At 70.6% G+C, this 26048-nt stretch carries 30 protein-coding genes; 15 read left to right on the top strand and 15 right to left on the bottom strand.

The window, feature by feature from the left end; all coding sequences use genetic code 11:
- The 5 genes from secD to ruvC form a co-directional block, all read right to left on the bottom strand.
- Positions 1–1791, bottom strand: a complete 1791-nt coding sequence (gene secD, locus ACFWV3_RS23070) for a protein translocase subunit SecD (RefSeq protein ID WP_382413546.1) — start codon at positions 1789–1791, stop codon at positions 1–3.
- Between the two features lie 129 nt (positions 1792–1920).
- Positions 1921–2262: a preprotein translocase subunit YajC gene (yajC, locus tag ACFWV3_RS23065; RefSeq protein WP_382413544.1), complete on the bottom strand. Its 342-nt coding sequence runs from the start codon at positions 2260–2262 to the stop codon at positions 1921–1923.
- Between the two features lie 93 nt (positions 2263–2355).
- Positions 2356–3369 carry a Holliday junction branch migration DNA helicase RuvB gene (ruvB, locus tag ACFWV3_RS23060; RefSeq protein WP_382413542.1) on the bottom strand — a complete coding sequence of 338 codons (1014 nt, stop codon included), beginning with the start codon at positions 3367–3369 and terminating at the stop codon, positions 2356–2358.
- A complete protein-coding gene (gene ruvA / locus ACFWV3_RS23055; RefSeq protein ID WP_382413540.1) occupies positions 3366–3947 on the bottom strand; it encodes a Holliday junction branch migration protein RuvA in 582 nt (193 codons plus the stop codon). The genes ruvB and ruvA overlap by 4 nt, the downstream gene beginning before the upstream one ends.
- A gap of 106 nt (positions 3948–4053) precedes the next feature.
- Positions 4054–4623, bottom strand: a complete 570-nt coding sequence (gene ruvC / locus ACFWV3_RS23050) for a crossover junction endodeoxyribonuclease RuvC (RefSeq protein ID WP_382413538.1) — start codon at positions 4621–4623, stop codon at positions 4054–4056.
- Positions 4624–4759: 136 nt separating this feature from the next.
- Here ruvC and ACFWV3_RS23045 point away from each other — a divergent pair, with 136 nt between their 5' ends.
- From ACFWV3_RS23045 to ACFWV3_RS23035, 3 genes are read left to right on the top strand one after another with little or no spacing between them, the layout of a single operon-like run.
- Positions 4760–6244 (top strand): diguanylate cyclase domain-containing protein, encoded by a 1485-nt coding sequence (locus tag ACFWV3_RS23045; protein WP_382413536.1) that lies wholly within the window; start codon positions 4760–4762, stop codon positions 6242–6244.
- Entirely contained in the window at positions 6241–6672 is a 432-nt protein-coding gene (locus ACFWV3_RS23040; protein WP_382413534.1) for a cupin domain-containing protein, read from the top strand. The genes ACFWV3_RS23045 and ACFWV3_RS23040 overlap by 4 nt, the downstream gene beginning before the upstream one ends.
- A 10-nt stretch (positions 6673–6682) precedes the next feature.
- Positions 6683–7486, top strand: coding sequence for an alpha/beta fold hydrolase (locus ACFWV3_RS23035; RefSeq protein WP_382413533.1), 804 nt, complete (start codon positions 6683–6685; stop codon positions 7484–7486).
- On the opposite strand, the gene ACFWV3_RS23030 is transcribed toward ACFWV3_RS23035, so the two are convergent.
- On the bottom strand, positions 7449–8075 hold the full coding sequence (locus ACFWV3_RS23030; protein WP_382413531.1) for an alpha/beta hydrolase family protein: 627 nt from the start codon (positions 8073–8075) through the stop codon (positions 7449–7451). The genes ACFWV3_RS23035 and ACFWV3_RS23030 overlap by 38 nt on opposite strands.
- A gap of 12 nt (positions 8076–8087) precedes the next feature.
- Positions 8088–8768 (bottom strand): SDR family oxidoreductase, encoded by a 681-nt coding sequence (locus tag ACFWV3_RS23025; RefSeq protein ID WP_382413529.1) that lies wholly within the window; start codon positions 8766–8768, stop codon positions 8088–8090.
- Positions 8769–8820: 52 nt separating this feature from the next.
- Between ACFWV3_RS23025 and ACFWV3_RS23020 the strand changes: the two genes are divergently transcribed.
- On the top strand, positions 8821–9855 hold the full coding sequence (locus ACFWV3_RS23020) for a serine hydrolase (RefSeq protein ID WP_382413527.1): 1035 nt from the start codon (positions 8821–8823) through the stop codon (positions 9853–9855).
- Positions 9856–10007: 152 nt separating this feature from the next.
- On the opposite strand, the gene ACFWV3_RS23015 is transcribed toward ACFWV3_RS23020, so the two are convergent.
- The 3 genes from ACFWV3_RS23015 to ACFWV3_RS23005 are packed head-to-tail and all read right to left on the bottom strand — an operon-like array spanning position 10008 to position 12965.
- Positions 10008–10814, bottom strand: coding sequence for a sugar phosphate isomerase/epimerase family protein (locus ACFWV3_RS23015; RefSeq protein ID WP_382413525.1), 807 nt, complete (start codon positions 10812–10814; stop codon positions 10008–10010).
- The gene (locus ACFWV3_RS23010) at positions 10796–11830 is read right to left on the bottom strand and encodes a dihydrodipicolinate synthase family protein (protein WP_382413523.1); all 1035 of its coding nucleotides are present in this window, start codon (positions 11828–11830) and stop codon (positions 10796–10798) included. The genes ACFWV3_RS23015 and ACFWV3_RS23010 overlap by 19 nt, the downstream gene beginning before the upstream one ends.
- Positions 11823–12965 (bottom strand): Gfo/Idh/MocA family protein, encoded by a 1143-nt coding sequence (locus tag ACFWV3_RS23005; protein WP_382413521.1) that lies wholly within the window; start codon positions 12963–12965, stop codon positions 11823–11825. Before ACFWV3_RS23005 ends, ACFWV3_RS23010 begins: the two co-directional genes overlap by 8 nt.
- 122 nt (positions 12966–13087) lie before the next feature.
- Between ACFWV3_RS23005 and ACFWV3_RS23000 the strand changes: the two genes are divergently transcribed.
- The 3 genes from ACFWV3_RS23000 (at position 13088) to ACFWV3_RS22990 (ending at position 16543) form a co-directional block, all read left to right on the top strand.
- Entirely contained in the window at positions 13088–14104 is a 1017-nt protein-coding gene (locus ACFWV3_RS23000) for a LacI family DNA-binding transcriptional regulator (RefSeq protein ID WP_382413520.1), read from the top strand.
- A 109-nt stretch (positions 14105–14213) separates the two neighbouring features.
- Positions 14214–15521: a hemolysin family protein gene (locus ACFWV3_RS22995; protein ID WP_382413518.1), complete on the top strand. Its 1308-nt coding sequence runs from the start codon at positions 14214–14216 to the stop codon at positions 15519–15521.
- Positions 15518–16543: a hemolysin family protein gene (locus ACFWV3_RS22990; protein WP_382413516.1), complete on the top strand. Its 1026-nt coding sequence runs from the start codon at positions 15518–15520 to the stop codon at positions 16541–16543. The genes ACFWV3_RS22995 and ACFWV3_RS22990 overlap by 4 nt, the downstream gene beginning before the upstream one ends.
- Here the strand turns inward: ACFWV3_RS22990 and ACFWV3_RS22985 are convergent.
- Positions 16540–16860 (bottom strand): cupin domain-containing protein, encoded by a 321-nt coding sequence (locus tag ACFWV3_RS22985; RefSeq protein ID WP_382413514.1) that lies wholly within the window; start codon positions 16858–16860, stop codon positions 16540–16542. The genes ACFWV3_RS22990 and ACFWV3_RS22985 overlap by 4 nt on opposite strands.
- On the bottom strand, positions 16861–17640 hold the full coding sequence (locus ACFWV3_RS22980) for a carbon-nitrogen hydrolase family protein (RefSeq protein WP_382413788.1): 780 nt from the start codon (positions 17638–17640) through the stop codon (positions 16861–16863). It lies immediately after the preceding gene.
- 40 nt (positions 17641–17680) lie between these two features.
- Here ACFWV3_RS22980 and ACFWV3_RS22975 point away from each other — a divergent pair, with 40 nt between their 5' ends.
- Entirely contained in the window at positions 17681–18298 is a 618-nt protein-coding gene (locus ACFWV3_RS22975) for a GntR family transcriptional regulator (RefSeq protein WP_382413513.1), read from the top strand.
- Here the strand turns inward: ACFWV3_RS22975 and ACFWV3_RS22970 are convergent.
- Entirely contained in the window at positions 18259–19614 is a 1356-nt protein-coding gene (locus ACFWV3_RS22970) for an MFS transporter (RefSeq protein WP_382413511.1), read from the bottom strand. The genes ACFWV3_RS22975 and ACFWV3_RS22970 overlap by 40 nt on opposite strands.
- A gap of 46 nt (positions 19615–19660) precedes the next feature.
- On the opposite strand from ACFWV3_RS22970, the gene ACFWV3_RS22965 reads away from it, so the two are divergent.
- From ACFWV3_RS22965 to ACFWV3_RS22955, 3 genes are all read left to right on the top strand, one after another.
- Positions 19661–20353, top strand: a complete 693-nt coding sequence (locus tag ACFWV3_RS22965) for a DUF2848 domain-containing protein (RefSeq protein WP_382413509.1) — start codon at positions 19661–19663, stop codon at positions 20351–20353.
- A 97-nt stretch (positions 20354–20450) separates the two neighbouring features.
- Positions 20451–21047 (top strand): dihydrofolate reductase family protein, encoded by a 597-nt coding sequence (locus ACFWV3_RS22960; RefSeq protein ID WP_382413508.1) that lies wholly within the window; start codon positions 20451–20453, stop codon positions 21045–21047.
- Positions 21025–21537, top strand: coding sequence for a GNAT family N-acetyltransferase (locus ACFWV3_RS22955; RefSeq protein ID WP_382413506.1), 513 nt, complete (start codon positions 21025–21027; stop codon positions 21535–21537). The genes ACFWV3_RS22960 and ACFWV3_RS22955 overlap by 23 nt, the downstream gene beginning before the upstream one ends.
- Here the strand turns inward: ACFWV3_RS22955 and ACFWV3_RS22950 are convergent.
- Positions 21523–22179: an SDR family oxidoreductase gene (locus ACFWV3_RS22950; protein WP_382413504.1), complete on the bottom strand. Its 657-nt coding sequence runs from the start codon at positions 22177–22179 to the stop codon at positions 21523–21525. The genes ACFWV3_RS22955 and ACFWV3_RS22950 overlap by 15 nt on opposite strands.
- A gap of 79 nt (positions 22180–22258) precedes the next feature.
- Between ACFWV3_RS22950 and ACFWV3_RS22945 the strand changes: the two genes are divergently transcribed.
- Both ACFWV3_RS22945 and ACFWV3_RS22940 read left to right on the top strand, forming a co-directional pair.
- A complete protein-coding gene (locus ACFWV3_RS22945) occupies positions 22259–22687 on the top strand; it encodes a winged helix-turn-helix transcriptional regulator (RefSeq protein WP_382413502.1) in 429 nt (142 codons plus the stop codon).
- Between the two features lie 10 nt (positions 22688–22697).
- Positions 22698–22943 (top strand): hypothetical protein, encoded by a 246-nt coding sequence (locus tag ACFWV3_RS22940; RefSeq protein ID WP_382413501.1) that lies wholly within the window; start codon positions 22698–22700, stop codon positions 22941–22943.
- Here the strand turns inward: ACFWV3_RS22940 and ACFWV3_RS22935 are convergent.
- On the bottom strand, positions 22940–23380 hold the full coding sequence (locus tag ACFWV3_RS22935) for an iron chaperone (protein ID WP_382413499.1): 441 nt from the start codon (positions 23378–23380) through the stop codon (positions 22940–22942). The genes ACFWV3_RS22940 and ACFWV3_RS22935 overlap by 4 nt on opposite strands.
- Positions 23381–23457: 77 nt before the next feature.
- Between ACFWV3_RS22935 and ACFWV3_RS22930 the strand changes: the two genes are divergently transcribed.
- Both ACFWV3_RS22930 and ACFWV3_RS22925 read left to right on the top strand, forming a co-directional pair.
- Positions 23458–24273 (top strand): 3-methyladenine DNA glycosylase, encoded by an 816-nt coding sequence (locus tag ACFWV3_RS22930; RefSeq protein WP_382413787.1) that lies wholly within the window; start codon positions 23458–23460, stop codon positions 24271–24273.
- Positions 24274–24337: 64 nt separating this feature from the next.
- Positions 24338–26044 carry a substrate-binding domain-containing protein gene (locus ACFWV3_RS22925; RefSeq protein WP_382413497.1) on the top strand — a complete coding sequence of 569 codons (1707 nt, stop codon included), beginning with the start codon at positions 24338–24340 and terminating at the stop codon, positions 26042–26044.
- Positions 26045–26048 lie beyond the last annotated feature (4 nt).

Below are 26048 nucleotides of genomic sequence, written 5' to 3'. Positions count from 1 at the left end.
TCAGGCCTCCTTCACGGCGGACGTCTTGCCGGTCGTGGTGGCGCGGTGGGCAGCGCCCTCGCGGGCCGCTCCACCCAGACCGGACAGGTTCGGGTTGGACAGGAACTTGGACTTCGACGCGAGCGCGACCAGCGGGTGCGTCACGAGGAACACGACGACGAGGTCGAGGACCGTCGACATGCCCAGGGTGAACGCGAAGCCCTTCACCTGGCCGACCGCGATCACGTACAGCACGGCGGCGGCGATGAAGCTGACCGCGTCGGCCGAGAGGATCGTGCGCCGCGAACGGACCCAGGCGCGCGGCACGGCCGAGCGGAACGTGCGGCCCTCGCGCACCTCGTCCTTCAGTCGTTCGAAGAAGACGATGAACGAGTCCGCGGTGATGCCGATGGCGACGATGAAGCCCGCGATGCCGGCGAGGTCGAGCGTGAACCCGATCAGGCGGCCGAGCAGGACCAGCACGGCGTAGATGATGACGCCGGACAGGACCAGCGACAGGATCGTCAGGAAGCCGAGCAGGCGGTAGTAGAACATGCAGTAGACGAACACCAGCGCGAGGCCGATGCCGCCGGCGATGAGACCCGCCTTGAGCGACTGCAGGCCGAGCGTCGGGGAGATCGTCTGCGCCTCGGACGAGTCGAAGGACAGCGGCAGCGCGCCGTACTTCAGCGTGTTCGCGAGGTTGGTGGCTTCCTTCAGCGTGAACTTGCCGCTGATCTCGGTCGAGCCGCCCGCGATGGCCGACTGGATGGTCGGCGCGGACATGACCTCGCCGTCGAGCACGACCGCGACGGCCTGCTGGACGTTGGCCGAGGTGAACGCGGCCCACTTGGTGCCGCCCTCGGACTTGAACTCGAGGTTGACGACGTAGCCGGTGCCGTTGGGGTTGTTGTTGGCCGCGGCGTTGTTGATGTCCTCACCGGTGAGGCGGGAGTAGTTCGTGTAGTCGTCCGGCTTGGTCTGGGTGTCCTCCTTGGGAGGGTTGACCGGAGCCAGCGTGTACTTGAACTCGCCCTTCTCGTCGCAGGTGACGAGCGGCTTGTCGAGGTCGTCGTTGCCGCGCAGCGGGTCGGCCTTGGCGCAGTCGAGCAGGAGAGCGGCCTGCTGGAGGATCTGCGGGTCCGTGCTCTGCCGGGTGGCCTTCGCCTCCTGGATCTCCTTCGCGACCTTCGGGTCGACGTTGGAGGGCGCGGACGGCGTGGAGGCCGGGGCGCTGGACGACGGCGCGGCGCTGCTCGACGGCGGCGTGCTGGACGGCTGCGCGGCGAGGTTCGGAGCGGGGCGGCCCTGCGGAGCGTTGCTCGACGAGGGGGTGCCGGCGCTCTGGCTCGGCGGCGCGGACGGCGGCGTGCTCGCGGTGCCGGACGGTGCGGTGCCCGACGAGGTCGGCGCCGTGGCCGGCGTGCCGGCGGGGACCGGCTGGCCGATGACCTTGCGGAACGCGAGGCGGGCGGTCTGGCCGAGGCCCTTCGCGCCTTCGCTGTCGGCACCGGGGACGGTGATCACCAGGTTGTTGCCGTCGCGCACGACCTCGGCACCGGAGACGCCGAGACCGTTGACGCGCACCTCGATGAGGTCACGTGCGCGGTTCAGCGCTTCCTCGCTCGGTTGGGCGCCGTCTTCCTGACGCGCGGTCAGGGTGACGAGCGTGCCGCCCTGCAGGTCGATACCGAGCTTGGGTTTGGCCGAACCGTTCCCGGTCAAAAAGACCAGGGCGTAAAGCGCGACCACGATGAGGACAAAACTCGCCAGATACTTCGCAGGGCGAATTTGCCCGGCCGGAGGTGCCACGATCCGTCCGTCTCCTAGTAGCGATGGTTTCCGAGCGCGCAGCGTAACGCGCGCCAGGTGAGCTGCGCGTCACTACCTGGAGTTGGCGGTGTTCACAGTTGCCAACTCCAGGTGTCACGAGGTTGTTCGTTACTTCTTGGCGCTGTGGTCGAGGGGCTCGGCGACCTGTGCGGTGGTCACCACCTCGTCCTCGTCCGCCTTCTCCTCGACGACGGTCTCCTCGGTGTCGACGACCTTCTCGCGGATGGCGGCGCGCAGCCAGCGCGTGACGACGCCCTCGGAGATCTCGATGTCGATGGTGGTGTCGTGGCTGGCGTCGGCGACGGTGCCGTACAGGCCGGACGTCGTCATGACCTTGTCACCGGGGGCGAGCGAGTCCTGCAGGTTCTTCTGCTCGGCCATCGCCCGCTTCTGCTTGCGCGCGCTGAGGAACAGCGGCACCGCCAGCAGAACCAGAAGCAACGGGAACATCAAAGACGAAAGGTTGCCCATCATTCTCCGATCAGGTGGACATGCCTCGACGCACGTCCGATATGTCCAGGTGCTTTCACCGATTGTGCCAGGTCACCACAGTTGATCACCGGCGGGCGGTTCCAGCCCCAGGTGGTACCACGCGGCGGGCGTCGCCACTCGTCCGCGCGGTGTCCTGGCCAGCATGCCAGCCCGCACCAAATACGGTTCGCACACCTCTTCGACCGTGGTCGGCTCCTCACCCACCGCGACGGCGAGGGTGGACACGCCGACCGGTCCCCCGTTGAAGCTCTTGACCAGCGCGGACAGCACCGCGCGGTCGAGGCGGTCGAGGCCGAGCTCGTCGACGTCGTAGACCACCAGGGCCTGCTTCGCGATGTCCTCCGTGACCCGGCCGTCGGCCCTGACCTCGGCGAAGTCGCGGACGCGGCGGAGCAGCCGGTTGGCGATGCGCGGGGTGCCGCGCGAGCGCCCGGCGATCTCGATGGCCGCGTCCTCGGCGATGTCGACGCCGAGGATCTTGGCGCTGCGCTTCACGATGAGGTCGAGCTCGTCGGCGCTGTAGAACTCCATGTGGCCGGTGAAGCCGAACCGGTCGCGCAGCGGGCCGGTGAGCGCTCCGGACCTGGTCGTGGCCCCGACCAGCGTGAACGGGGCGATGTCGAGCGGGATGCTGGTCGCGCCGGGGCCCTTGCCGACCACGACGTCGACGCGGAAGTCCTCCATCGCGAGGTAGAGCATCTCCTCGGCGGGGCGGGCCATGCGGTGGATCTCGTCGATGAACAGGACGTCGCCCTCGACCAGGTTGGACAGCATGGCGGCGAGGTCGCCGGCGCGTTCGAGGGCCGGGCCGCTGGTGATGCGGATGGCGCTGTTGAGCTCCTTGGCGATGATCATGGCCAAGGAGGTCTTGCCCAGGCCGGGAGGGCCGCTGAGCAGGACGTGGTCCGGGGCCGTGCCGCGGCGCATGGCGCCGTGCAGGACCAGTTCGAGCTGCTCGCGGACGCGCTGCTGGCCGACGAACTCGTGCAGGTCGGCCGGGCGGAGGCTGGTCTCGATGTCGCGCTCGGCCGGCGCGACGTAGGGGCTGAGCTCGTCGTCGCTCACTTGCGGCCCAGCTTCGCGAGGGCGCGGCGGAGCACGGCGGGCGTGGACTGGTCCGGGTTCTCGGCGAGCACGCCGTCGACGGTGGTCTCCGCGGCCTTCGCCGGGAAACCGAGGCCGAGGAGCGCCTCGACGACGTGGTCGCGGGTCTGGCTGTGGGCGGGCGTGGCCGGCGTCGGGAGCTGGCCGACCTTGTCGCGCAGCTCGATGATGAGCCGCTCGGCGCCCTTCTTGCCGATGCCCGGGACCTGGGTGAGCACGGTGATGTTGCCCTCGGCGAGCGCGTGCCGCAGCTTGTCCGGTTCGAGGACGGCCAGCGTCGCCAGCGCGATCCGCGGGCCGATGCCGCTGACCGTCTGGAGCAGGCCGAACAGCTCGCGGGCCTCGGCGTCGGCGAACCCGAAGAGGGTGAGGCTGTCCTCGCGCACGATCAGGGTGGTGGCGAGGTGGGCCTCCTCGCCGCGGCGCAGGCCCGCGAGGGTGGTCGGGGTGGCCTGGACGGCGAACCCGACGCCGCCCACCTCGACGACGGCGTGGTCGAGGCCGACGTGCTGCACCTGGCCGCGCAGTGACGAGATCACCTGGTTCCTCCGGGGTTCACGCTCACGCAGGCGTCCCCTCGCGAAGGGGACCCCTTGATTTCATTCTTCCAGCCGGCACCGACAATTTCGGTGCGCGCTGAAACTGTCATGCCCCGCTCCTGCGCGCGGCCTCGGCGAGCTTCGCCTTGTGCACGCGGGCGAGCTCGGCGGCCTTGGCCTGCGCCTCCTCCATGCGGCTGCGCATCGGCGCGCGCCAGTGGTGGCAGATCGCGAGCGCCAGTGCGTCCGCGGCGTCGGCGGGCTTCGGCGCGACCTTCAGGCCGAGCAGCTTGGTCACCATCAGCGTCACCTGCGCCTTGTCCGCGCGGCCCGACCCCGTGACGGCGGCCTTCACCTCGGACGGCGTGTGGAACTCGACCGGCAGGCCCCGTTGCGCGGCGGCCAGCGCCACCACGCCGGACGCCTGGGCGACGCCCATCGCGGTGCGGACGTTGTGCTGGGCGAAGACGCGTTCGATGGCGACGACGTTCGGGTCGTAGCGGTCCAGCCATTCGCACACGCCGACGTACAGCTCGTGCAGACGTACGGACAGAGGGGCGTCCACGGGCGTGCGCAGGACGTCGACCGCCACCGCGCGCACGACCCGGCCGGGGCCGCCGTCGACCACACCGAAGCCGCACCTCGTCAGACCGGGGTCGACCCCGAACACCCGCACAACCGCTCCCCGCATCACTGGACGAACAACAGTTCGAACCATATCCGGTGCACCTATAGGCCACGGGCACCGACACGGTTCGACAAGTCCGCTCCACCGTTACTACGGTGATCAGGTTTCGATCACGGGAGTGCCGGTGAAGAGGTTCTGGGTGGTTGCGGGGTGCGTCGGCACCTTCATGGCCGTCACGATCCTCGTCGCCCTCGCCGCGCCTCGCGAGATCGGCGTCGCGATCGACAAGGTCGTGCAGCTCCTGTTCGCGGTCGCCGCGTTGCTGGCCTACGCGCGCAAGCGCGACGGCTGGATGACGGCGGCGATGACGAGCCTGACGGTCGGGCTGTCGGCGTGGATCTGGGGGCAGCAGATCCTGGGCGTGCAGCTGCCGTCGTCGACGATCGCGCCGATCGGGTTCACGCTGGTGCCGTTCCTGTGCGTGGCCGCGGTGGTCGTCAAGGGGCAGCAACGGCGGGTGGACGACCAGCTGCCGAACTACCGCAGCCGCGCGGTGGTCGTGCTCGACGGGCTGATCGTGATCGGGTCGCTGTTCGTGCTGACGTGGGTGTCGGCGCTGGAGTCGCTGACCCGCGCGTGGGCGACCGAAGGGGCCGGGTTCGCGACCGTCATCGCGCATCCCGCCGCGTACCTCGTGCTGCTCGTGACGATCGTCGTGATGTCGTGGACGCATCAGCCCGTGCGTCAGTGGCCGATGTTCTTCGTCGCACTGGCGGGTATCGCGCAGTCGTCGTCGGGCTGGTTGTTCGCCTACTACATCGCGCAGGGCGTCACGGCGATCCCCGCGAGCGCGGACATCGGGTTCATGCTGTGTCCCGCGTTCTTCCTCCTCAGTGCGTTGGCTCCGGTGCGCAACAAGAAGCCCACGCCAGGAGAGATGCGCACGGCGGACTTGTTGCATCTGCTCGTGCCGTACCTGCCGCTCGCGATCACGGGTCTGTTCGTCATCTGGAACACGGCGACCGGCGGCCGGCTCAACCCGGTGGAGATCTACGTCGGGCTCGTGGTGGTGTGTCTCGTGATCGTGCGTCAGTTGCTGACGCTGATGGACAACGTCCGGCTGATGGACCAGCTGCGCGTCTCACGGGAGCGCTTGCAGCACGAGGCGACGCACGACCCGTTGACGGGCGTGGCGAACCGCTCGTTGTTCCGCGAACGGCTGGAGCGCGCGCTGGCGGTCCGTGACCGCGCACGGCCGTTGATCCTGCTGTTCATCGACGTGGACGGGTTCAAGGCGGTCAACGACAACAACGGCCACGCCGAGGGGGACGTCGTGCTGCGCAACGTCGCCGCACGGCTGGAGCACAGCGTGCGGCCGGAGGACACGGTGGCGCGGCTCGGTGGCGACGAGTTCGGCGTGCTGGTCGACGGCGGTGACGCCGACGAGATCGGCGACCGGCTGCTCACGGCGTTGAAACACCCGCACGAGGTGCTGGGCCGGGTGCACCGGGTGCACGCCAGCATCGGTGTGGCGCAACGGTTCTCGCACGACCCCACGGTGACCGCCGACGACGTGCTGGGTGCCGCCGACGCCGCGATGTACACGGCGAAACGGCTCGGCAAGGGCATGGTCGTCGTGCACGGCGCCCCGCTCCCGGAGATGACGTGACCCCTGAGCAGCTGATCAGCGACCTCGGCATGCGGGAGCTGCCCGTCGAGGGCGGGTACTTCGCGCAGACGCACCGGTCGGACGAGGTGTCTGCGATCGCGTACCTGTTGCGGCGCCCGGACTTCTCCGGCATGCACGTGCTGGAGCACCTGGAGATCTACCACTTCCACGCCGGCTCGCCGTTGCGGATGCTGCTGCTGCACCCAGACGGGTCGGTGACGGAGCCGGTGCTGAGCGCGTCGAACCCGCAGGTCGTCGTGCCCGCGGGGGTGTGGCAGGGCAGCACGCCGGCCGGTGACTGGTCGTTGGTCGGCACGGTCGTGGTGCCGCCGTACACCGACGACATCGTGTCGTTCGGCCACGCGGACGACCTGTGCGCGCGTTATCCCTCTCACGCCGCGGTGATCAAGCCGTTGTGCCGCTTCTAGGATCGTCGGAATGGCGCTTGTCCCGCTCAACGGCATCGAGCTGAACGTCCAGACCGAGGGCTCCGGCGACCTCGTCGTGCTCGTGATGGGCACCGGCAGTCCCGGCCGCGTCTGGCGCACCTACCAGGTGCCCGCGCTGGTGGACGCCGGTTATCGCGTCGCATACTTCGACAACCGCGGCGTGCGGCCGTCGTCTGAGTGTGCCGGGGGCTTCACGATCGGCGACATGGCGGCCGACACCGCCGCGCTGATCACGCACCTCGGCGGTCCCGCGCACGTGGTCGGCACGTCGCTGGGCGCGCGCATCACCCAGGAGCTGATGCTGTCGCACCCGGCGCTGGTGCGGTCCGCGGTGCTGATGGCGACCTCGGGACGTCCCGAGCCGGTGCAGCAGGCGTGGTCGCGGTCGTTGTGCGACCTGTTCGACAAGGGCGTGGAGGTGCCCGCGGCGTTCTACGCGGCGGCGTCGGTGATCCGCAACGTGTCGCAGTCGACGCTGGCGAACCCGGCCGTCGCCCAGGACTGGGTGCAGCTGTACGAGTTCGCGGGTTCCTCGCTCAGCGCCGGTGACCGCGCGCAGCTCGCGCTCAGCGACTTCGAGTCGCGGCTGGAGGCGTACCGGGCGATCACCACGCGGTCGCTGGTGGTCGGGTTCGCCGACGACCTGGTCCTGCCGCCCCGCCTGGCGCGCGAGGTGGCGGACGCGATCCCCGGCGCCCGGTACGCCGAGGTCGCGGACTGCGGGCACATCGGGTACCTGGAGCGGCCGGACGAGGTCAACCGGCTGCTGCTGGAGTTCCTCCGCGCAGGATGAACTCCGCCGTCTCCGCCGCCAGCTCCTCCAGGAACGCCGGGCGGTCGAAGTCCGGGTCCTCCGGCACGGTCGGCGGGAGCGTGTTCATGAAGCTGAAGTGGCCCGCGCCCGGCACCACCCTGATCTCGACCGGGCCGGGGGCTTTGCGCAGCACCTCGACCTGCAGGGGCGGGGTGACGGTGTCCGCCGTGCCCGCGTAGGCGAGCACCGGCACGTGGACGTCGTCCACCGCGTGGGGGCCGACGAACCAGCCGGTGGCCGGGGCGAACAGGACCAGGCGGGCGACGCGGGACGAGCGCGGGACGTCGAGCGGTCGGCGGTCGCGGCCCCACGGGGTGGCGCCCGCCAGGCACAGCGCGGCCCACCCGCCGATGGAGTGGCCCACCACGGTCACCTCGCCGGTGGTGCCCTCCAGTGCCTCGACCAGGCCGCGCGGGCGGGCGAGCAGGTCGTCGTTCGAGGCCTCGCCGGGCATCAGCCGGTCGAAGCGGGGTGCGACGACCTCGCACCCGGCCGCAGTCAGGTGGTCGAGCAGCGGGCGGTGCCGTTCCGGGTCGCCGCCACCGCCGGCCGCGAAGAGCACGATCACGGGGGAACTCCTTCAGCGATGGGCCGCCTGGCCGGTCGGCCTGATCAGGATCTCGTTCACATCCACTGTGGACGGCTGCGACACGGCGTACAAGACCGCCCTGCCCACGTCCGCGGGCTCCAGTTTCGGCTCGTTCGCCCGGGATGCCGGGATCGCGTCGGTGTCCACGAGTCCCGGTTGGACGACGGTGACCCGCACTCCCGTGCCGACGGCCTCGGCGCGGATCGCCTGCGCCAGGCCCGTGATCGCCCACTTCGTGGCCGAGTACAGGTTGCCGGGACGGACGCCCCTGCCCGCCGCCGACCCGGTCAGCACCAGGTGGCCGCCGGAGCGCATCAGGAACGGCATCGCGGCGCGGGCGGTGAACGCCGGGCCGCACACGTTGGTGGTGACCATGCTGGTCCATTCGGACGGGTCGGCGCCCGCCGAGGACACGAACGAGGTGTCCACCGAGACGCCCGCGTTGGCGAACACGACATCGATTCGTCCCCAACGCGATTCCACCCGGGACATGAGGTCCTGCACGGAATCCCATGAGGACACGTCGCATTTCGCGTCCCATCCGCGGTCCCCGACAGATTCTTCAGCCGAGCGGGAGGCCCTGACCACGCGATACCCTGCCTCAACAGCCAAAACGGCCGTCGCCGCCCCGATCCCGCGGGAAGCGCCGGTCACCACGAACACGTTTTCCATGATCAGGACCCTAGTCAGGGAAACGTCAGCGGCGCCTGTTTGGATACCGCGCATGAATTTGAACCGCAGGTCCGTGTTCGGGCTGGGGACCGTCGCCGCCGCGACGGCCGTGCTCGGCGCCAACGGTGCAGCGCAGGCGCAGGACGACGCGGAGGTCGAGATCGAACGCTTCCCGACCACCGCGGACCGCTCGCGCAAGCGCATCGCCCAGATCTACAAGCGGAACACCCGCAAGGCGAAGGGCACGTGGTCGTCGCTGATCACGGTCGCCGACCTCGACGGGACCACGAAGGCCGCCGTCGACGAGGACGCGGACAAGGTCGTCGAGGCGTACAGCGTCAACAAGATCGCGGTGGCGGTCGCGGTGCTGGACAAGGTCGACCGCGGGCTCATCCGGCTCGACCAGACGGTCACGGTGTCGTCCGCGATCGTCATCCAGGACACCGACGGCATCTTCGCGCTCGACGGCGCGTACCCGAGCGAGGTCACCGTCGGCCACGCGCTGGCGAACCTGCTCACCGTCTCCGACAACACCGCGGTGCGGCTGTGCGGCCTGGTCGTGCCGGCGCTGGAGCTCAACGAGATCCTGCGCGCCAAGGGTTTCGTGCACACCCAGGTCGTGCCGGTGGCCAACCCCAACCGGTTCTTCCTCGGCACCACGACGGCGCGCGAGACGCACACGCTGCTGCAGAAGCTGGTCGACGGCCAGCTGCTGTCGGAGGCGTCCACCGCGTACCTGCTGAACATCCTGCGCGCCACCGCGAGCTTCACCGACGGCGTGCGGCTGAACCTCACGACCAACGAGCGCCTGCGCGTGGCGACGAAGGCCGGCTGGTTCGAGGACGGCCGCAACGAGGCCGGGATCATGTTCAGCGAGGACAGCCGGGCGATCCTGATCTACTCGATGTTCGCCTCCGGTGTGTTCAGCGGCGACAAGGCCGTGAACGACGAGGACTTCAGCACCACGCACCCGGCCGTCGCGGCCCGCGCCGACCTCGGCCGGTCCATGTTCGACGCGGTCATCAAGATCACGACCACGAAGCCGCGGCACCGCGCGAAGGTCTACCGGTTCTTCAACGGCGGCTGATCCTCCCGCACCGCCGAGTTTCCTGAGAGTTCCGTGAAACCGGACCACCGGGCGGCGGAACTCGGCTATACAGGCACCACGCCGGGGTCGGTCGTCGCCGCCGTCGACGACCGGCTTCCGCGCGGTTATCCCGGCCGCAGGGCGATTCCACGTCAGAGGGCCGGTTCCACGACCTCGCGGAACCGGCGTGCCACCTCCGCGATGACCTCGTCGAAGTCCGCTGCCCAGATGTCGGCGTTGAAGATCTCCACCTCGACGTCGCCCGCGTAGCCCGTGGCGGCGACCTGCCTGGTCAGCCGGTCGAGGTCGATGTCGCCGTCGCCCGGATATCCCCGGCCCAGCAACACGTCCGCCGGCACCGGCGTGAGCCAGTCGCACACCTGGTAGGACGCGATGTGCGGCCCCGCGCGCACGATCTGCGCGTCGAGGTCCGGGTCCCACCAGACGTGCAGCGCGTCCACGACGACCCCGACGGACGGGTGCCGTTCCGCGAGGTCGAGCGCCTGGGACAACGTCGACAGCACGCCGCGGTCCGCGCAGAACACCGGGTGCATCGGCTCCAGCGCGAGCGTCACGCCCGCTTCCCGCGCGTACCTGGACAGTTCCGCGATCGCGTCCGCGACGCGCTGACGTGCACCGACGAGGTCCTTGTCGCCCGCCACTCCCCCGACGACCATCACCAGCGTCTCGGTGCGCAGCGCGGCGGCTTCGTCGATGGCGCGCCGGTTGTCGTCGAGCGCGGCGCGGTTGTCGACCGCGGTGAGGAACCCGCCGCGGCACAACGAGGACACGCGCAGACCGGCGTCCGCGACGAGCTTGGCGGTGCGTTCGAGGCCGTGGTCGGCGACGGGTTCGCGCCACAGGCCGATCGACTCGATCCCGTGGCGGGCACAGCCTTCGACGGCCTCCGTGACGGTGGCGCGTTTGACGGTGGCCTGGTTCAGCGAGAGGCGAGCCACTGCCGCCACCGCCGTTCCGCGAGGTCCGGGTCGATCACGCCGGCGACCTCGGCGAGCCGTTTGGCTTCCGCGAGGTGGCCGACGCCGCGCGCGGATTCCAAGCCGTCGAGCAACACGAACCGCTCCTGGTGGCCGGCGAGCCAGGCGAGGAACACGACACCGGTTTTGTAGTAATACGTTGGCGCGCTGAACAGGTGGCGGGACAGCGGGACCGTCGGCGCCATGATCCGGTGGAACTCCGCGGTGTCGCCCTCGGCGAGCCTGGCGAGCGCCCGCGCGGCGACCGGTGCGATCGGGTCGAAGATGCCGAGCAGCGCGTCGCTGTGGCCCTGCTCGTCGCCCGCGATGAGATCCGGGTAGTGGAAGTCGTCGCCGGTGTAGCAGCGGACGCCGGGCGGCAGGGCGCGCCGCAGGGCGACCTCGTGGTCCGCGTCGAGCAGGGAGACCTTCACGCCGTCCACTTTGTCCGGTCGCGAGTGGATGATCTCCAGGAAGTCGCGGGTGGCCGAGGGCACGTCCGCGGCTCCCCAGTAGCCCGCCAGATTCGGATCGAACGCGGTGCCGAGCCAGTGCAGGACCACGGGTTCGCTGACGCGGTCGAGGAGCGTGCCGTAGACCTTCTCGTAGTCCTCCGGCCCGCGGGCGGCGGCCGCGAGCTGCCGGGAGCACATCAGCACGGGCTGGGCACCGGCCTCCTGGACGACGTCGAGCTGGTGCAGGTAGGCCTCCAGGACGTCGTCGAGGCCCGGCTCGCCGGTCAGGTGGTCGGTCGCGACGCCCGCGCAGATCCGGCCGGCCTTCTCGGCGGCGCTGCGGCGGATCAGCTCGGCGGCCGTGGGCCAGTCGAGGCCCATGCCGCGCTGCGCGGTGTCCATCGCCTCCGCGACACCCAGGCCGTGCGACCAGAGGTGGTGCCGGAACGCGAGAGTCGCGTCCCAGTCCACGGTGTGCGCGTCCTCGGCTACGACGTGTGCCGCCGCGAACACGATGCGTTCGCCTTCGTTCCGGCTAGACATCGGCGATCTCCACGCGGCGACCCTCCGAAGAGGACCGCAGGCCGGCCGCCGCCAGTGCCACGCCGCGTGCCCCGGCGCGGAAGTCGTGCGGGAACGGGGCGCCGTCGGTGACGTGCCGGAGGAACTCCGCCCACTGCACCTTGAAGCCGTTGTCGAAGTCCTCGTTGTCCGGCACCTGCTGCCACTGCTCGCGGAACGGGTGCGTGACCGGCAGGTCCGGGTTCCAGACCGGTTTCGGCGTGACGGCGCGGGGCTGCGCGAAGCACTCCCGCAGCCCCGCGACCGCGCTCCCCTCGGTGCCGTCCACTTGGAACTCGACGAGCTCGTCGCGGCGCACCCGCACGCACCACGACGAGTTGATCTGCGCGATCACGCCGTTCTCGATCTCGAAGATCCCGTACGCGGCGTCGTCGGCGGTGGCCTCGTAGGCGTTGCCCTGCTCGTCCCAGCGCGTCGGGATGTGCGTGACTGCCTTGGCGGTGACCGCCTCGACGCGGCCGAAGAGGTCGTGCAGCAGGTAGCTCCAGTGGCAGAACATGTCCGAGACGATGCCGCCGCCGTCCTCGGCGCGGTAGTTCCAGCTCGGGCGCTGCGCCGGCTGCCAGTCGCCCTCGAAGACCCAGTAGCCGAACTCGCCGCGCACGCTGAGGATGCGGCCGAAGAAGCCGCCGTCGACGAGCCGCTTGAGCTTGCGGATGCCCGGCAGGTACAGCTTGTCCGCCACTACGCCGTGCCGGACGCCCTTCTCGTCGGCGAGCCGCGCGAGCTCCAGCGCCTCGTCCACCGTTTCCGAGACTGGTTTCTCGGTGTAGACGTGCTTGCCCGCCTCGATCGCCTTGGTGATCGACTGGACGTGCTTCGACGTCACCTGCGAGTCGAAGTAGATCTCGACCGACGGGTCGGCGAGCGCGCTGTCGAGGTCGGTGGTCCAGCGCGCGAGGTCGTGGCGTTCGGCGATCTCCTTGAGCTTGTCGGCGTTGCGGCCCACGAGGACCGGCTCCACCTTCAGCACCGTGCCGTCGCGCAGGCGCACGCCCTCGTCGCGCAACGGCAGCAGGGACCGGACCAGGTGCTGGCGGTAGCCCATCCGCCCGGTGACGCCGTTGACCGCCACTCCGATGGTACGGACTGCCATCGCACCTCCCTGGTAGCAGCGCTGGAAAGCGCTTTCCCGCCACGCTAACGGCGGCACTTCGCGGCCGTCAACCTCCCCGCGAGTTAGTCTCAGCGCTCACATGCACGTTGACGGAGGTGGTCGTGTCCGCCCGACAGGTGACGCTCGCCGAGGTGGCGAAGCAGGCGGGTGTGTCGCTGGCGACCGCTTCCCGCGTGCTCAACGGCAGCACGCGGCAGGTGAGCGAGGACCTCAGCGACCGCGTCCTGCGCACCGCGGAGGAGCTCGGCTACGTGCCGAACGCCTCGGCGCAGGCGCTGGCCCGCAACTCGAGCTCGCTCGTCGGACTGGTCGTGCACGACATCACCGACCCGTACTTCTCCTGCATCGCGGCGGGGGTGACGCGGGTGGCCGAGGCGGCCGGGCTCGTCGTCGTCCTCGGCACGACGGGGCGCCGTCCGGAGCGTGAGGTGGAGCTGCTTTCCACTCTGCGTGCGCATCGGGCGCGTGCGGTGGTGCTCGCCGGGTCGCGGACCACGGACCGTGCGTCGCAGGCGCGGCTCGCGGCGGAGATCGACGCGTTCACCGAGCAGGGTGGCCGTGTCGCGTGCGTGTCGCAGGCGAAGCTCGGCACCGACACGGTCGTGCCGGGCAACCGGGCCGGAGGACGCGCGCTCGCGCGGTCGCTCGCAGGGCTCGGGCACAAGAAGTTCGCCGTATTGGGTGGACCTTCCGAGCTCGTGGTGGCCCGCGACCGGCTGGCCGGGTTCAAGGCGGGGCTCGCCGACGCCGGCGTCGCGCCGCCCGTGGTGGTCAACGGCGCCTTCACCCGCGACGGCGGGTACGAGGCCGCGATGGAGCTGCTGGCGTCCAAGACGCGCGCCACCTGCGTGTTCGCGGTGACCGACGTGATGGCGATGGGCGCGATGGCGGCACTGCGCGAACGGGGCGTGCGCGTGCCGGAGGACATGTCGATCGCCGGGTTCGACGACATCCCGACGCTGCGGGACACGGTTCCGGCGCTGTCGACCGTGCGGCTGCCGCTCGAGGAGATGGGCGAGATCGCCGCAGGTCTCGTGCTGGACGCCGGAGGTGACGAGGCCCGCACCGTCCGGGTGGCGGGTGAGGTGGTGCTCCGGGCCTCGACTGCCCACAATTAGACTTGTCGGGCTGTACACGTACATGAGTCACGAGGAGTTGAGCCGTCCCCATGGGGTCTGGCCCAGGCTGGCATACCAACCCGGTCCCCCGCTCTGATGGAGCGCGCAGGTGACCGGAATCCTTCTGAGCGTGCTCGGTCTGGTCGCCGTCGTGGCGCTGACCGCGGGCACCTTCATCGCGGTGGCGGCGGAGTTCTCGCTGACCGCGCTGGAACGCAGCACCGTCGAGCGGCACGTCGCGGAGGTGGGCGACGCCACGGCGCGCACCATCGACCGCGCGCACCGCACGTTGTCGTTCCAGCTCTCCGGCGCGCAGCTCGCCATCACGCTGACCACGCTGATCACCGGGTACATCGCGGAGCCCGCGATCGCCTCGCTGATCGAACCGGGCCTGACGGCCGTGGGCGTGCCGGAGACGGTGGCCGACTGGTTGTCGCTGGCGCTGGCGCTGGCGATCGCCACGGCGTTGTCGATGGTGTTCGGCGAGCTCGTGCCCAAGAACCTGGCGATCGCGAAGCCGCTCGAGACCGCGCGCGGGGTCGTCGGCATCCAGGCCGGGTTCTCGACCGTCTTCCGCTGGCTGATCAACGCGATGAACAACTCGGCGAACTGGCTGGTCAGGCGCTTCGGCGTCGAGCCGGTCGAGGAGCTCGCGTCGGCGCGGTCGCCGGAGGAGCTCGGCGCGCTGGTGCGCACGTCGGCGGAGCACGGCACGCTGGACCAGGGCACCGCGGTGCTGCTGGACCGGTCGCTGCGCTTCGGTGACCGCACGGCGGGCGAGCTGATGACGCCGCGCGTGCGGGTCGAGGCGCTGCGGGCCGACGCGACCGTCGCGGACCTGGTGCTGAAGGCGCGGGAGACCGGTTTCTCGCGGTTCCCGGTGCACGACGGGTCGTTGGACGAGGTGCGCGGGATGGTGCACGTGAAGCAGGCCTTCGCGGTGCCGTCCACTTTGCGCGGTTCAACCCCGTTGTCCGCTTTGACGCGCCCGGTGTACTCGGTGCCCGAGACGCTGGAGGGCGACGCGCTGCTGGACCGGCTGCGCGCGTCGGGCCTGCAGACGGCGCTGGTCGTGGACGAGTACGGCGGCACGGCGGGCATGGTGACGCTGGAGGACGTGGTCGAGGAGATCGTCGGCGACGTGCGCGACGAGCACGACCGCGGCGAGGCGACGCCGGTGCGCTCGCTCGGCAAGGACAGCTGGCTCGTGTCGGGCCTGCTGCGCGACGACGAGGTGGCCGAGGCGACCGGGTTCCGGATGCCGGAGGGCGACTACGAGACGCTGGCCGGTCTGGTGCTGGCGCGGCTCGGGCGGATCCCCGACGTCGGTGACGAGATCCGGGTCGACGGGTGGCGGGTGACGGTGATGCGGATGGACCGCCACCGCGTGGCCGAGCTGCGGGTGGTGTCGTCGTGAACTTCCTCTTCGTGCTGTTGCTGCTGGCGGGCAACGCGTTCTTCGTCGGCGCGGAGTTCGCGGTGATCACCGCGCGCCGCGACCGGCTGGAGGCGTTGGCGGACAAAGGTTCCTCCCGGGCCCGCACCGCGATCAAGGCGTCGCAGCAGCTGCCGTTGCTGATCGCGGGCGCGCAGCTGGGCATCACGTTGTGCTCGCTGGCGCTGGGTGCGATCGCCGAGCCGACGTTGGCGTCGGTGCTGGAGGGTCCCCTCGGGGCCGTCGGGCTGCCGTCGGCCGTGGTGCACGGTGTCGCGTTCGCGGTGGCGTTGGTCATTGTCGTCGCGCTGCACACGATCCTCGGCGAGATGGTGCCGAAGAACCTGGCGATCGCCGGTCCCGAACGGGCGGCGGTCTGGCTGGTGCCGGTGCACTACGGGTTCTCGCGGATGATCGCGCCGGTGCTGGCGATGTTCACCGCCGTGGGCCGGTGGGTGCTCAAGCGGTTCGGCGTGGAGCCGGTGGACGAGCTGGAGTCGGCGTACACGCCGGACGAGCTGGCGCTGCTGATCGGGCAGTCGCGGTCCGAGGGCCTGCTGGAGGACTCCGAGCACCGCCGGCTGGCGCAGACGCTGTCGTCGGCGGAGCGCACGGTGGCCGACGTGCTGGTGCCGCTGGACCGGCTGACGACGCTGTCGTCGGCGCCGACCGTGGGCGAGATCGAGTCCGTCGTGGCCACCACCGGGTTCTCGCGGTTCCCGGTGCTCGCCGACTCCGGCCTGGTCGGGTACCTGCACGTCAAGGACGTGCTGGACCTGGAAGGCGCGGACACGCCGGTGCCGCGGTCGCGGGTGCGCGGGCTGCCGGAGGTGCCGGCGGACGCGCGGCTGGACGAGGCGCTGGCCGCGTTGCGCCGGGCCCAGTCGCACCTCGCCCGCGCGGTGGGCGGCGACGGTGCCGTGCTGGGCGTGGTGGCGATGGAGGACCTGCTGGAGGAGTACGTGGGCACCGTGCGCGACGGCACCCACGTCCGCTGGGTCTAGGTACGGATCTCGAGCATCGTGCAGCCGGTGTCCGTCCGATAGGGACCGTGCGGCATTCCGGGCCGGCGACTCGCGAAGTCGCCGGCCCGGAACGTCTTCCCGAGCGTGAGGTCGGTGAGCTCGCCGTCGAGGAGGTAGACCTCCTCGTGGTAGTCGTGGCGCAGCACCTCCGACGTGACGAGTCCGGGCTCCCAGCGGGCGATCCTGGTCAGGGTCGTGGTGCCGGGGTCCCGGCTGAGGACGCGTTCGGTGACGCCGGGACCGGCGTCGCGCCAGGGGACGTCCGCCGCCGGGAAGAACTCGTGTTCCTCGCGCATTCACAGCCTCCGGTTCGCGAGCACGGGGAGCTTCTCGCGGGCCTCGCGGACCAGGTCGAGGTCCACATCGGACACCAGGGTGCCGGGGGTGCCGGTGAGGCGCTCGCGGACGGTGCCGAGCGGGTCGACCACGGCGCTGCGGCCGATTCCCGTGGGGGCGGCGCCGTAGTCCGCGTCGGGGTCGGCCTGGCCGCAGGCGAGGACCCAGGACGTGGAGTCCAGGGCGCGGGCCTGGACCAGCAGGTCCCACTGCTCGGCCTTGGTGGGGCCCGCTCCCCAGGAGGCGCCCAGCAGGATGACTGGCGCGGTGTCGGCGAGGGCGCGGAACAGTTCGGGGAACCGCACGTCGTAGCAGGTGGCGAGGCCGAACGTGGTGCCGTCGACCTCGAACGTCACGGGCTTGGCACCGGGGGTGACGGTGTCGGACTCGCGGAAGCCGAACGCGTCGAACAGGTGGATCTTGTCGTAGCCGAGGTGCAGGCCGGCGCCCGTGACGAGCGTGGTGTTGGCGACCCTGTCCTCGTGCCCCGGCGTGAACATGCCGGCCACCACGACGACGCCGTGCTCGTCGGCGATCTCGCGGACCGCGGTGGCCCAGGGGCCGTCGAGCGGTTCGGCGACCGGGCCGAGCGGGACGCCAAAGCGGCACTGGGTGGCTTCGGGGAACTGCACGATCCGCGCGCCCTGTGCGGCGGCGTCGGCCACCTCGGCGCGGACGGTGGCGAGGTTCTCCTGCGGATCAGCGGTGGAGCTGATCTGGCAGAGCGCGATGCGCATGATCCTCCTCTGGTATACATGTTGTATGCAAGGTGCGGACACTGTGTCTGGCAGGGACAAGGCCTACGAGTTCCTCAAGGACACCATCCTCGCCGACCCCGAGATGCAGGGGCGGTTCATCAGCGAGCAGGACGTCGCCAACCAGATCGGCGTCTCCCGCACGCCGATCCGCGAGGCCCTGCTGCTGCTCGCGGCCGAAGACCTCGTGCAGCTCGTGCCGAAGAAGGGTGCGTACGTCGCGCCGTTGTCGTCGCGGCAGATCACGGAGCTGATGGAGCTGCGTGGTGTCGTGGAGCGGTACGCGGCCGAGCGCACGATGAGCGAGCACACGGTCCCGTTGCGCAAGATGCAGGAGCTGATCGAGCAGCAGCGGTGGCTGATGGAGGACGCCCGGCAGTTCATCGACGTCGACCGGCAGTTCCACGCGCTGCTGGTAGCGGCGACGGGCAACGAGCTGCTGACGAAGACGTACGAGGGCCTGCGGGCCCGGCAGGTGCGGGCGGGGGTGGTCGCGCTGTACCGGGCGCACGGCCGGCAGCAGGCCGTGATCGACGAGCACAACGCGATCGTGGGCGCGCTCGAGTCCGGGGGCGTCGGCGCGGCCACCGCGGCGATCACCGCTCACTTGGACACCACGTTGAAGGTGCTGCTCAACGGCTGAGTTCCAGGTTGCGGGGTCTCGTCTTCCGGGTCGCGCCCGAGCCAGAGGCCGACCAGCGTCACCACGCACGCCACGGTGACGTAGAGACCGACGACCACCCACGTGCCGAAGCCCGCCAGCAGCGCGGTGAACAGCAACGGCGCCACGGCACCGCCGATCACGCCGGCGAGCGTGTAGGCCAGTGAGCTGCCGGTGTAGCGCAGCCGTTCGGTGAACTGCTCGGCGATGAACGCGGCCTGCGGGCCGTACATGAAGGCGTGGAAGGCCAGGCCGACGACGACGCCGAGCGCGATCAGCGGCCACGACCTGGTGTCGACGAGCGGGAAGAGCACGAACGGCCACACCGCGCCGCAGACCGCGGCCGCCGCGTAGAGGCCGCGCCGGTTGACGCGGTCGGACAGCCAGCCGGCGAGCGGCATCAGGAACAGCTGGAAGCCCGAGGCGATCAGCACGGCGAGCAGGCCGACGTTGCGCGGCAGCTTCAGCTGGGTCGTGATGTAGGTCAGCACGAACACCGTGTGCAGCGCGTAGAGCACGTCCGGGCCGACGCGGCAGAGGACGGCGGCGATCAGCGGCCTGGTCTGGGTGCGGAACACCTCGCTGACCGGCGCGGACGGGCGGTCGCCGCGGGCCTCGATCGCCTTGAAGACCGGCGTCTCCTCCAGCTTCACCCGGATCCACAGGCCGAAGATCACCAGCACCGCGGACAGCAGGAACGCGACGCGCCAGCCCCAGGACATGAACGCGTCGTCGGACAGGGTCGCGCCGAGCAGCGCGAGCACGCCGTTCGCCATGAGGTTGCCGGCGGGCGGGCCGATCTGGGCGGCGCTCGCCCAGAAACCGCGCTGCTTCGGGTTGCCGTACTCGCTGGACAGCAGCACCGCGCCGCCCCACTCGCCGCCGAGCCCGACGCCCTGGGCGAACCGCAGCAGCACGAGCAGCACACCGGCGGCGGGGCCGATCGCGGCGTGCGTCGGCAGCAGGCCGATGAGCAGCGTCGCGATGCCGGTGATCAGCAACGTCGTGACGAGCACGCGTTTGCGGCCGATCTTGTCGCCGAGCCGGCCGAACAGGAACCCGCCGAGCGGCCGGGACAGGTAGCCGACCGCGTAGGTGGAGAACGCGAGCAGCGTCGCCGTCAGCGGTTCGGAGCTCGGGAAGAACAACGGGCCGAGCACGACGGCCGCGGCGACGTTGTAGATCGCGAAGTCGTACCACTCGAGGGCGGTACCGGAGAGCGAGGCCACGAAGGCGCGCACCAGGGCCGAACGCGGTACGTCCGGTGGGGTGGCTGGCGTTGCTGCAGCAGCGGTCATGCGGTAATACTGCCTGTATACAACTCGTATGCGCAAGGAGTACCGCATGTCTACTGTTCGTACACAGGCCACCGCGCTGGCGTTCGACCTGCCGGACGGCACCATCGCCGAGGTCGCCGTGACGACCCTGCTGAACGGTGGCTACGCGGGCCGCAGCCAGGACGACGTGGCCGCCCACGTGCGGGAACTGGCCGAGCTGGGCGTGCCGGCGCCGTCGGTGACGCCGAGCCTCTACCCCGTGTCGCCGTACCTCGCGCAGCAGACCGCGTCGGTTCCCGCGCAGCACGGCCGGACCTCCGGCGAGGCCGAGTGGGCGATCGTGGTCACCGGCTCGGACGTCCTGCTGACCGTCGCATGCGACCACACGGACCGCGCGCTGGAAGTGCACGGCGTCGCGTGGAGCAAGAACGCGGGGCCGGACGTGCTCGGCAGCAAGGCGTGGCGGCTCGCCGACGTGGCGGACCGGATCGACGAGATCGAGCTGACGGCGTGGGCGGACGGCGTGGAGATCCAGCGCGGCACGTGCGCGGAGCTGCTGACCCCGCAGTACTGGGTGGACCGGCTGAAGGAGCTGGGGCTGCTGCAGCCCGGCACCGTGCTGCTGTCCGGCACGATCCCGATGCACCACGGTGTGGACCAGTTCGCGTCGAAGTGGCGTGTCGAGCTGCGCGACCCGGCCACCGGTGACGTCCTCGACTGCGAGTACGAGGTGACGCGGCTCCCCGAGCCCATCGGCTGAGCCCGGTATGTGCCCGGTATGCGTCGTCCGGGGCCCGTCTAAATCCGTCTCGCCTGATCGACCTACGGGTGGAAGACACACACTCGGGAGGCACAGGATGAGCAAGGTCTACACGGGCGCCAGCACCTCGATCGACGGCTACGTCTCGGGTCCGGACTTCTCCGGGTTCGACAAGCTGTTCGCCTGGTACGAGGCCGGGGACGTCGCGTTCACGGTGCCGACGGGCGCCATGACCGTGCACCTCACCCCGGCCAGCGCCGCGCACTACGGCGGCCTGATCCAGATGACCGGCGCGTTGGTGGTGGGACGCAAGCTCTACGACTTCACCAACGCGTGGGGCGGGCAGCATCCGATGGGCGTGCACACCGTCGTGCTCACCCATCGGCCGTTGGAGGACACCGAGCACTTCACGTTCGTCGACGGCGGCATCGAAGAAGCCGTCGCGGTGGCGCGGGAGCACGCGGGCGAGAAGGGCGTCGGCCTGAACTCCGGGGAGATCGCGCGGCAGGCGATCGACGCGGGGCTGGTCGACGAGATCTTCCTCGACCTGGTGCCGGTGATCCTCGGCGGCGGCACGCCGTTCTTCGCGCCCGGCAAGGGGTACCAGCTGGAGGGGCCGCTGTCGGTAATCGAGTCGAGCTCGGTCACGCACCTCCGCTACAAAGTGGCGTATGAAGCTCCGGAAGTTCACTGACAGCGACGCGGAGGAGTTGCTCCGCGCCGTCACGGAGTCGCTCGCGCACTTGCGTCCGTGGGCGCCGTGGGTGGCCGACGGCTACGACGCGGAGTCGGCCGCCACGTTCCTGCGCGAGGCCGCGGAGGAGTGGGAGACCGGGACGGCGTTCCCCCACGCCATCACCGTCGACGGCGCGATCGTGGGCGCGGTGTCGGTGATGCGCCGGGCGAGCGACCTCGCGGAGATCGGCTACTGGCTGCACCCCGCGCACACCGGGCGCGGGCACGCCACGGCCGCCTCCGCGGAGCTGGTCGAGTTCGCGTTCGCGCTGGACGGCGTGCGCCGGGTGCAGATCTGGCACGACGAGGCCAACGTGGCGAGCAGCGGGGTGCCGCGGCGGCTCGGGTTCACCGAGGTCGGCCGCCGCTCCCCGTCGCGAGTGCCCGCCATCGGCGACCGCGCCGGGGTGGACGTCGTGTGGGAGCTGCGGCGCTCACGAGGCGAGTGAGGCCTTCACCGCGCGGGTGCGGTCGTCCGCGAGCACCTCGTCGTCGCCGTTCTCGAGGGCGGCGAGCACCTGGGCGACCAGGTCCTCGGTGGTGATCTTCGGACCGGTCTGGGCGGCGGCCATGTCGGTGTCGATGAACCCCGAGTGCACCGCGACGACGTGGGTGCCCTGCTCGCGCAACGCCTCGCGGGCCGAGTTGGTGAGCGACCACGCCGCCGCCTTCGACGCCGCGTAGCCCCGCCAGGCGGGGCGGCCGATGAACGACAGGATGCTCAGCACGTTGACGAGCGCGCCGCCGCCGTTGGCCTTGAGGATCGGCGCGAAGGCGTCGGTGACGCGGACGATGCCGTAGACGTTGACGTCGAACTCGGTCCTGATGGTGTCGAGCCCCTCGCCCTCGACGAGCACGCCGGCGTTGTTGATCACGATGGAGACGTCGCCGAGCTCCTTCGCGGCCGCGTCGACCTGGGCCGTGTCGGTCACGTCGAGCTGGACGGGGATGACGCCCTCGTCGGTCACGGACGCCGGGGTGCGGGCGCCGCCGTAGACCTTGGCGCCGCGCTTCGCGAACTCGCGGGCGAAGGCGCGGCCCAGCCCCCTGTTCGCTCCGGTCACCAGCACGGTCGCGGTGTTGAAGTCCATCACTACCTCCTGAGTTGGATTCTCCAACTCACCGTAGCGAGGTTCGTTTGATTTGCCAACTCACTGCTAGGATGGTCACATGACCCCTCGAAGCTGCTCCATCGCGAACGCGCTGGAAGTCGTGGGCGAACGCTGGTCGCTGCTCGCGTTGCGCGAGGTGTTCTTCGGCAACACCCGGTTCGACCAGATCGCCGCGCACACCGGTGCGTCCAGGGATGTCCTGACCGTGCGGCTGAAGAAGCTGGTGGCGGCCGGTGTGCTGGAGAAGCACCAGTACTCCGAGCACCCGCCGCGGCACGAGTACCTGCTGACGGACGCCGGGCGGGCGCTGCACAACGTGATGCTGATGCTCAAGGAGTGGGGCGACACCTACGTGACGGAGGGGCCCCTCCCCCTCGTGTACGAGCACTCCTGCGGACACGTGCTGAAGACACGCGTGGTGTGCGCTCACTGCGGCGACGAGGCGACGTCCGAGTCGCTGACCCGCGCCGGAGAGCAGACCCACTAGGTTGGGCGGCATGAGTGAGGACGACGAGGACGAGTTCGCCGAGGACGACGAGTTCGAGGACGAGGAAGACGTCGACGACCTCTTCGCCGTCACGCCCGAGCCGCGCACGGTCTGCCACCTGTGCGGGGGCGCGAGCTACATCGCGGCGCCGACGCTCGCGATCATCGGCGGCGCGCCGCGGACCGTCGACAACGGGCGGGAGTGCCCGCACTGCAACGGCGCGCGGACGTTCAACGGGCTGGTGCCGCCGGTCTAACGCGCGGACGCGGCGCGGTGCCAGTCGAGGAACTCCGCCACCGGCATGCTCGCGACCTGGGCGCCGATGACGTCGAGGGCCAGGTCCTCCGAGCGCTTGAAGCGGACGCACGACTTGCCCATGTCGAGCTTCTTGCCGGTGGCCTCGTACCGGGTGCGGAACGACTCCTCGCCCTCCCCGTTCACCGTGGTCAGGTAGACGGAGAAGTAGCGCTTCTGGGCGGCGAGGGCCACGTAGCTCAGCGGCTGCTTGTTGTAGGTCGGGCCGCTGACCTCCAGCGGCACGTGCCAGGTGATCATCCCCCACATCATGCCCTCGACGTAGCCGTCGGGAACGTGCGCGACGATCACGTCGCGCACGGCGGTGACCTCGGCGCGCTGCTCTTCCGGCAGTTCGGCGAGGTAGTCGTCGACCGTGGCGGCCCTGCTCTGCACCATGCCGCGTACGGTAACGGCTCGTGGAGGTCCTGACCCGTGCCGAATGGCACGAACTGCGCGATTCGCACATCGCGCGCATGCGCCGGTTCACGGGTCCGCACCAGGAGCGGAAGCTTCGCAAGGAGAAGCACCCGGTCATGGACTTCCTCTTCACCTACTACAGCCATCGGCCCGTGCGGCTCGAACGGTGGCATCCGGGTCCGGGCGTCGTGCTGGAGGACGCCGCCGAGTACCTGGAGTTCCCGCACTACAGGCAGGTCGGCGAGGGTGTCGCTCTCGACGTCGAGAGCTTCCTCGGGCAGCGGGAGAAGACGCTCGAGTTCGTCCGGTCGCTGCTCACGGCCACGCTGAGCAGGCCGGCGCGGCTCGGCTGCTTCGGGCTGCACGAGTGGGCGATGGTCTACCGGCAGCAGCCGGAGGAGGTCCGGCACAACGCGTGGCCGTTGCGGCTGGGCAGTGGCGGCACCGACGCCGTGGTCGAGGCGAGCCGGATCCAGTGCGGGCACTTCGACGCGTTCCGGTTCTTCACGCAGCCCGCGCGGCCCCGCAACACGCTGCAGCCGACCCGCGACGACCAGGTGCTCAACGAGCAGCCGGGGTGCCTGCACGCGAACATGGACCTGTTCAAGTGGGCGTACAAGCTGGAGCCGGCGACGCCGTCGGACCTGGTGGCCGACTGCTTCGAACTGGCGGCGGACGTGCGCGAGCTCGACATGCGGGCGTCCCCCTACGACCTGGCCGGACTCGGCTACGGACCCGTCGCGATCGAGACCCCCGAGGGGCGTGCCGAGTACGTTCGGAGGCAGGCCGAGTTCGCCGAACGGGCCCGGCCGTTGCGAGAGCGACTCGTCTCCGTGTGCCAGTCGATACTTGCTGTGACTTCACTTCACTAGCGAGGTTCACCTGTTAGCGTGACTGGCTGGTCGTCGGGGGCCGCTTAGTAGTTGTGAGGGATGGATGTCTCGACACCGCGCTCTGCGGGCGAAGGTGAAGCGCGGAATCGCCAAGTGGCCCGTGCTGATCGTCGTGTTCGTCGTGCTGATCGGACTCGGCTGGCTGGTCCTGTCGTGGGCCGGCGGGGTGCTCGACAAACGGTCCCAGGCGCTGGCGCAGAACTGCAGCGAGGGCGACTCGGTGCTGCGCGTCTCGGCCACGCCGAGCATCGCGGGGGCCGTCGCGGACGTGGCGCGGGCCTACAGCGCGACGCGGCCCGTCGTCTACGACCACTGCATCGCGATCGAGGTGACGTCCGCGGACTCGTCGGCGGTGCTGGAAGGCCTCACCACGACCTGGGACCCGCAGAAGCTCGGCCAGCGGCCGCACGCGTGGGTGCCCGACTCGACGCTGTGGGCGAACCGGCTGTCGGCGCTGAACGCGAAGCTGGTGGGCTCGGCGCCGAAGTCCGTCGGCACGTCGCCGGTGCTGCTCGCGGCGCCCGAGGCCGCCGCGCCGGTGCTGAAGGACTTCCGCTGGACGGACATGCCCGAGGTGACGGACTGGTCCAAGTTCGGCACGAACTGGGGCCGCTTCAGCGTGGCGATGCCCGACCCGGCCACGAACACCGCCTCGGCGCTCGCGATCCAGTCGGCGCTGGCCGACGGCAAGGGTCCCGTGACGGCGGAGTCGCTCGGCTCGGACGCCGCGAAGGCGAAGCTGTCGAAGCTCGCGGCCGCGGTGCCGCCGGAGGTCCCGCCGACGACGCGCGACGCGTTGGGGCGTCTGGGGGACAGCGCGACGGTGAACGCGGCGGGCTTCTCCGTGACGCCGGTGTCCGAAGTGGACCTGTTCAAGCACAACACGGGCAAGGACGCGCCGTCGAAGCCGCTCGTGGGCGTGCTGCCCGCGGGACCGGCTCCGGTGGCGGACTTCCCGTACGTGGCGCTCGGCGGCTCCGAGGTCGGTGAGGCGGAAGTGCGTGCGGCGCAGGCGTTCCGCGACTTCATGACCGAGCCGTCGTCGCAGGCGATCCTCGCGCGCGGCGGGTTGCGGGTGGAGTCCACTCAGGACCGTCCGTCGCCCTCCCCCGGCGTGTCCTGGGCGCCCGTCGCGGAGAACCTGGTGGCGGCCGACGCGACGACCACGCAGCAGATCTCGTCGGCGTGGGCCTCCGCGGACCGCGGCGGGCAGGTCGTGACGGTGCTGGCGGACGTGTCGACGTCGATGAAACCCCGGCTGGACAAGGTGAAGTCCGCCCTGCGCGGCCAGATCGACCGGTCGGTGTCCGGCTCGTTCGGGCTGTGGGAGTTCGCGCGCTCGCTGGACGGCGCCAAGCCGTACAAGCAGCTCGTCGGGACCGCCCCGGTGACGGAGAAGCGCGACGCGCTCAAGCGGGCCGTCGACGGGCTCAAGACCGCCGAGGGCTCGCAGCTCTACAGCGCGCTGGCGGCGTGCTACGAGGCGGCGCACGACGGGTTCGTGGCGGGCAGGGTCAACCGGGTCGTCGTGATCACCGACGGCACCTCGGACGGCGGGATCGACCTGAAAGCGCTGAAGTCCCAGCTGCACGGCACGGACCTGCCGATCAGCTTCATCGCGATCGGCGGCGAGGTGGACCGCGCGGCGCTGACGGACATCGCGCAGGTCACCGGCGGGTCGGTGTCGGTGGTGGAGAACGTGGACGGCGTGGAGGCGGCGCTGGGCCAGGTGCTGTCGACGAAGGCCTGACGGG

It is taken from the genome of Lentzea sp. NPDC059081 (assembly GCF_042738015.1).
GTDB lineage: Bacteria > Actinomycetota > Actinomycetes > Mycobacteriales > Pseudonocardiaceae > Lentzea.
The sequence above is the reverse complement of the archived record's forward strand: the minus strand, read 5'-3'. Positions and strand labels throughout refer to the sequence as shown.

Bases quoted from the DNA above. Each gene is read 5' to 3' on its own strand.
- yajC (WP_382413544.1), bottom strand. From the start codon at position 2,262: ATGTTCCCGTTGCTTCTGGTTCTGCTGGCGGTGCCGCTGTTCCTCAGC.
- ACFWV3_RS23005 (WP_382413521.1), bottom strand. From the start codon at position 12,965: ATGGCAGTCCGTACCATCGGAGTGGCGGTCAACGGCGTCACCGGGCGG.
- ACFWV3_RS22925 (WP_382413497.1), top strand. From the start codon at position 24,338: ATGTCTCGACACCGCGCTCTGCGGGCGAAGGTGAAGCGCGGAATCGCC.
- ACFWV3_RS22960 (WP_382413508.1), top strand. From the start codon at position 20,451: ATGAGCAAGGTCTACACGGGCGCCAGCACCTCGATCGACGGCTACGTC.
- ACFWV3_RS22965 (WP_382413509.1), top strand. From the start codon at position 19,661: ATGTCTACTGTTCGTACACAGGCCACCGCGCTGGCGTTCGACCTGCCG.
- ACFWV3_RS22985 (WP_382413514.1), bottom strand. From the start codon at position 16,860: ATGCGCGAGGAACACGAGTTCTTCCCGGCGGCGGACGTCCCCTGGCGC.
- ACFWV3_RS22945 (WP_382413502.1), top strand. From the start codon at position 22,259: ATGACCCCTCGAAGCTGCTCCATCGCGAACGCGCTGGAAGTCGTGGGC.
- ACFWV3_RS22950 (WP_382413504.1), bottom strand. From the start codon at position 22,179: ATGGACTTCAACACCGCGACCGTGCTGGTGACCGGAGCGAACAGGGGG.
- ACFWV3_RS23020 (WP_382413527.1), top strand. From the start codon at position 8,821: ATGAATTTGAACCGCAGGTCCGTGTTCGGGCTGGGGACCGTCGCCGCC.
- ACFWV3_RS22955 (WP_382413506.1), top strand. From the start codon at position 21,025: ATGAAGCTCCGGAAGTTCACTGACAGCGACGCGGAGGAGTTGCTCCGC.
- ACFWV3_RS22970 (WP_382413511.1), bottom strand. From the start codon at position 19,614: ATGACCGCTGCTGCAGCAACGCCAGCCACCCCACCGGACGTACCGCGT.
- ACFWV3_RS22940 (WP_382413501.1), top strand. From the start codon at position 22,698: ATGAGTGAGGACGACGAGGACGAGTTCGCCGAGGACGACGAGTTCGAG.
- ACFWV3_RS22935 (WP_382413499.1), bottom strand. From the start codon at position 23,380: ATGGTGCAGAGCAGGGCCGCCACGGTCGACGACTACCTCGCCGAACTG.
- ACFWV3_RS23025 (WP_382413529.1), bottom strand. From the start codon at position 8,768: ATGGAAAACGTGTTCGTGGTGACCGGCGCTTCCCGCGGGATCGGGGCG.
- ACFWV3_RS22930 (WP_382413787.1), top strand. From the start codon at position 23,458: ATGCGCCGGTTCACGGGTCCGCACCAGGAGCGGAAGCTTCGCAAGGAG.
- ACFWV3_RS23035 (WP_382413533.1), top strand. From the start codon at position 6,683: ATGGCGCTTGTCCCGCTCAACGGCATCGAGCTGAACGTCCAGACCGAG.
- ACFWV3_RS23010 (WP_382413523.1), bottom strand. From the start codon at position 11,830: ATGTCTAGCCGGAACGAAGGCGAACGCATCGTGTTCGCGGCGGCACAC.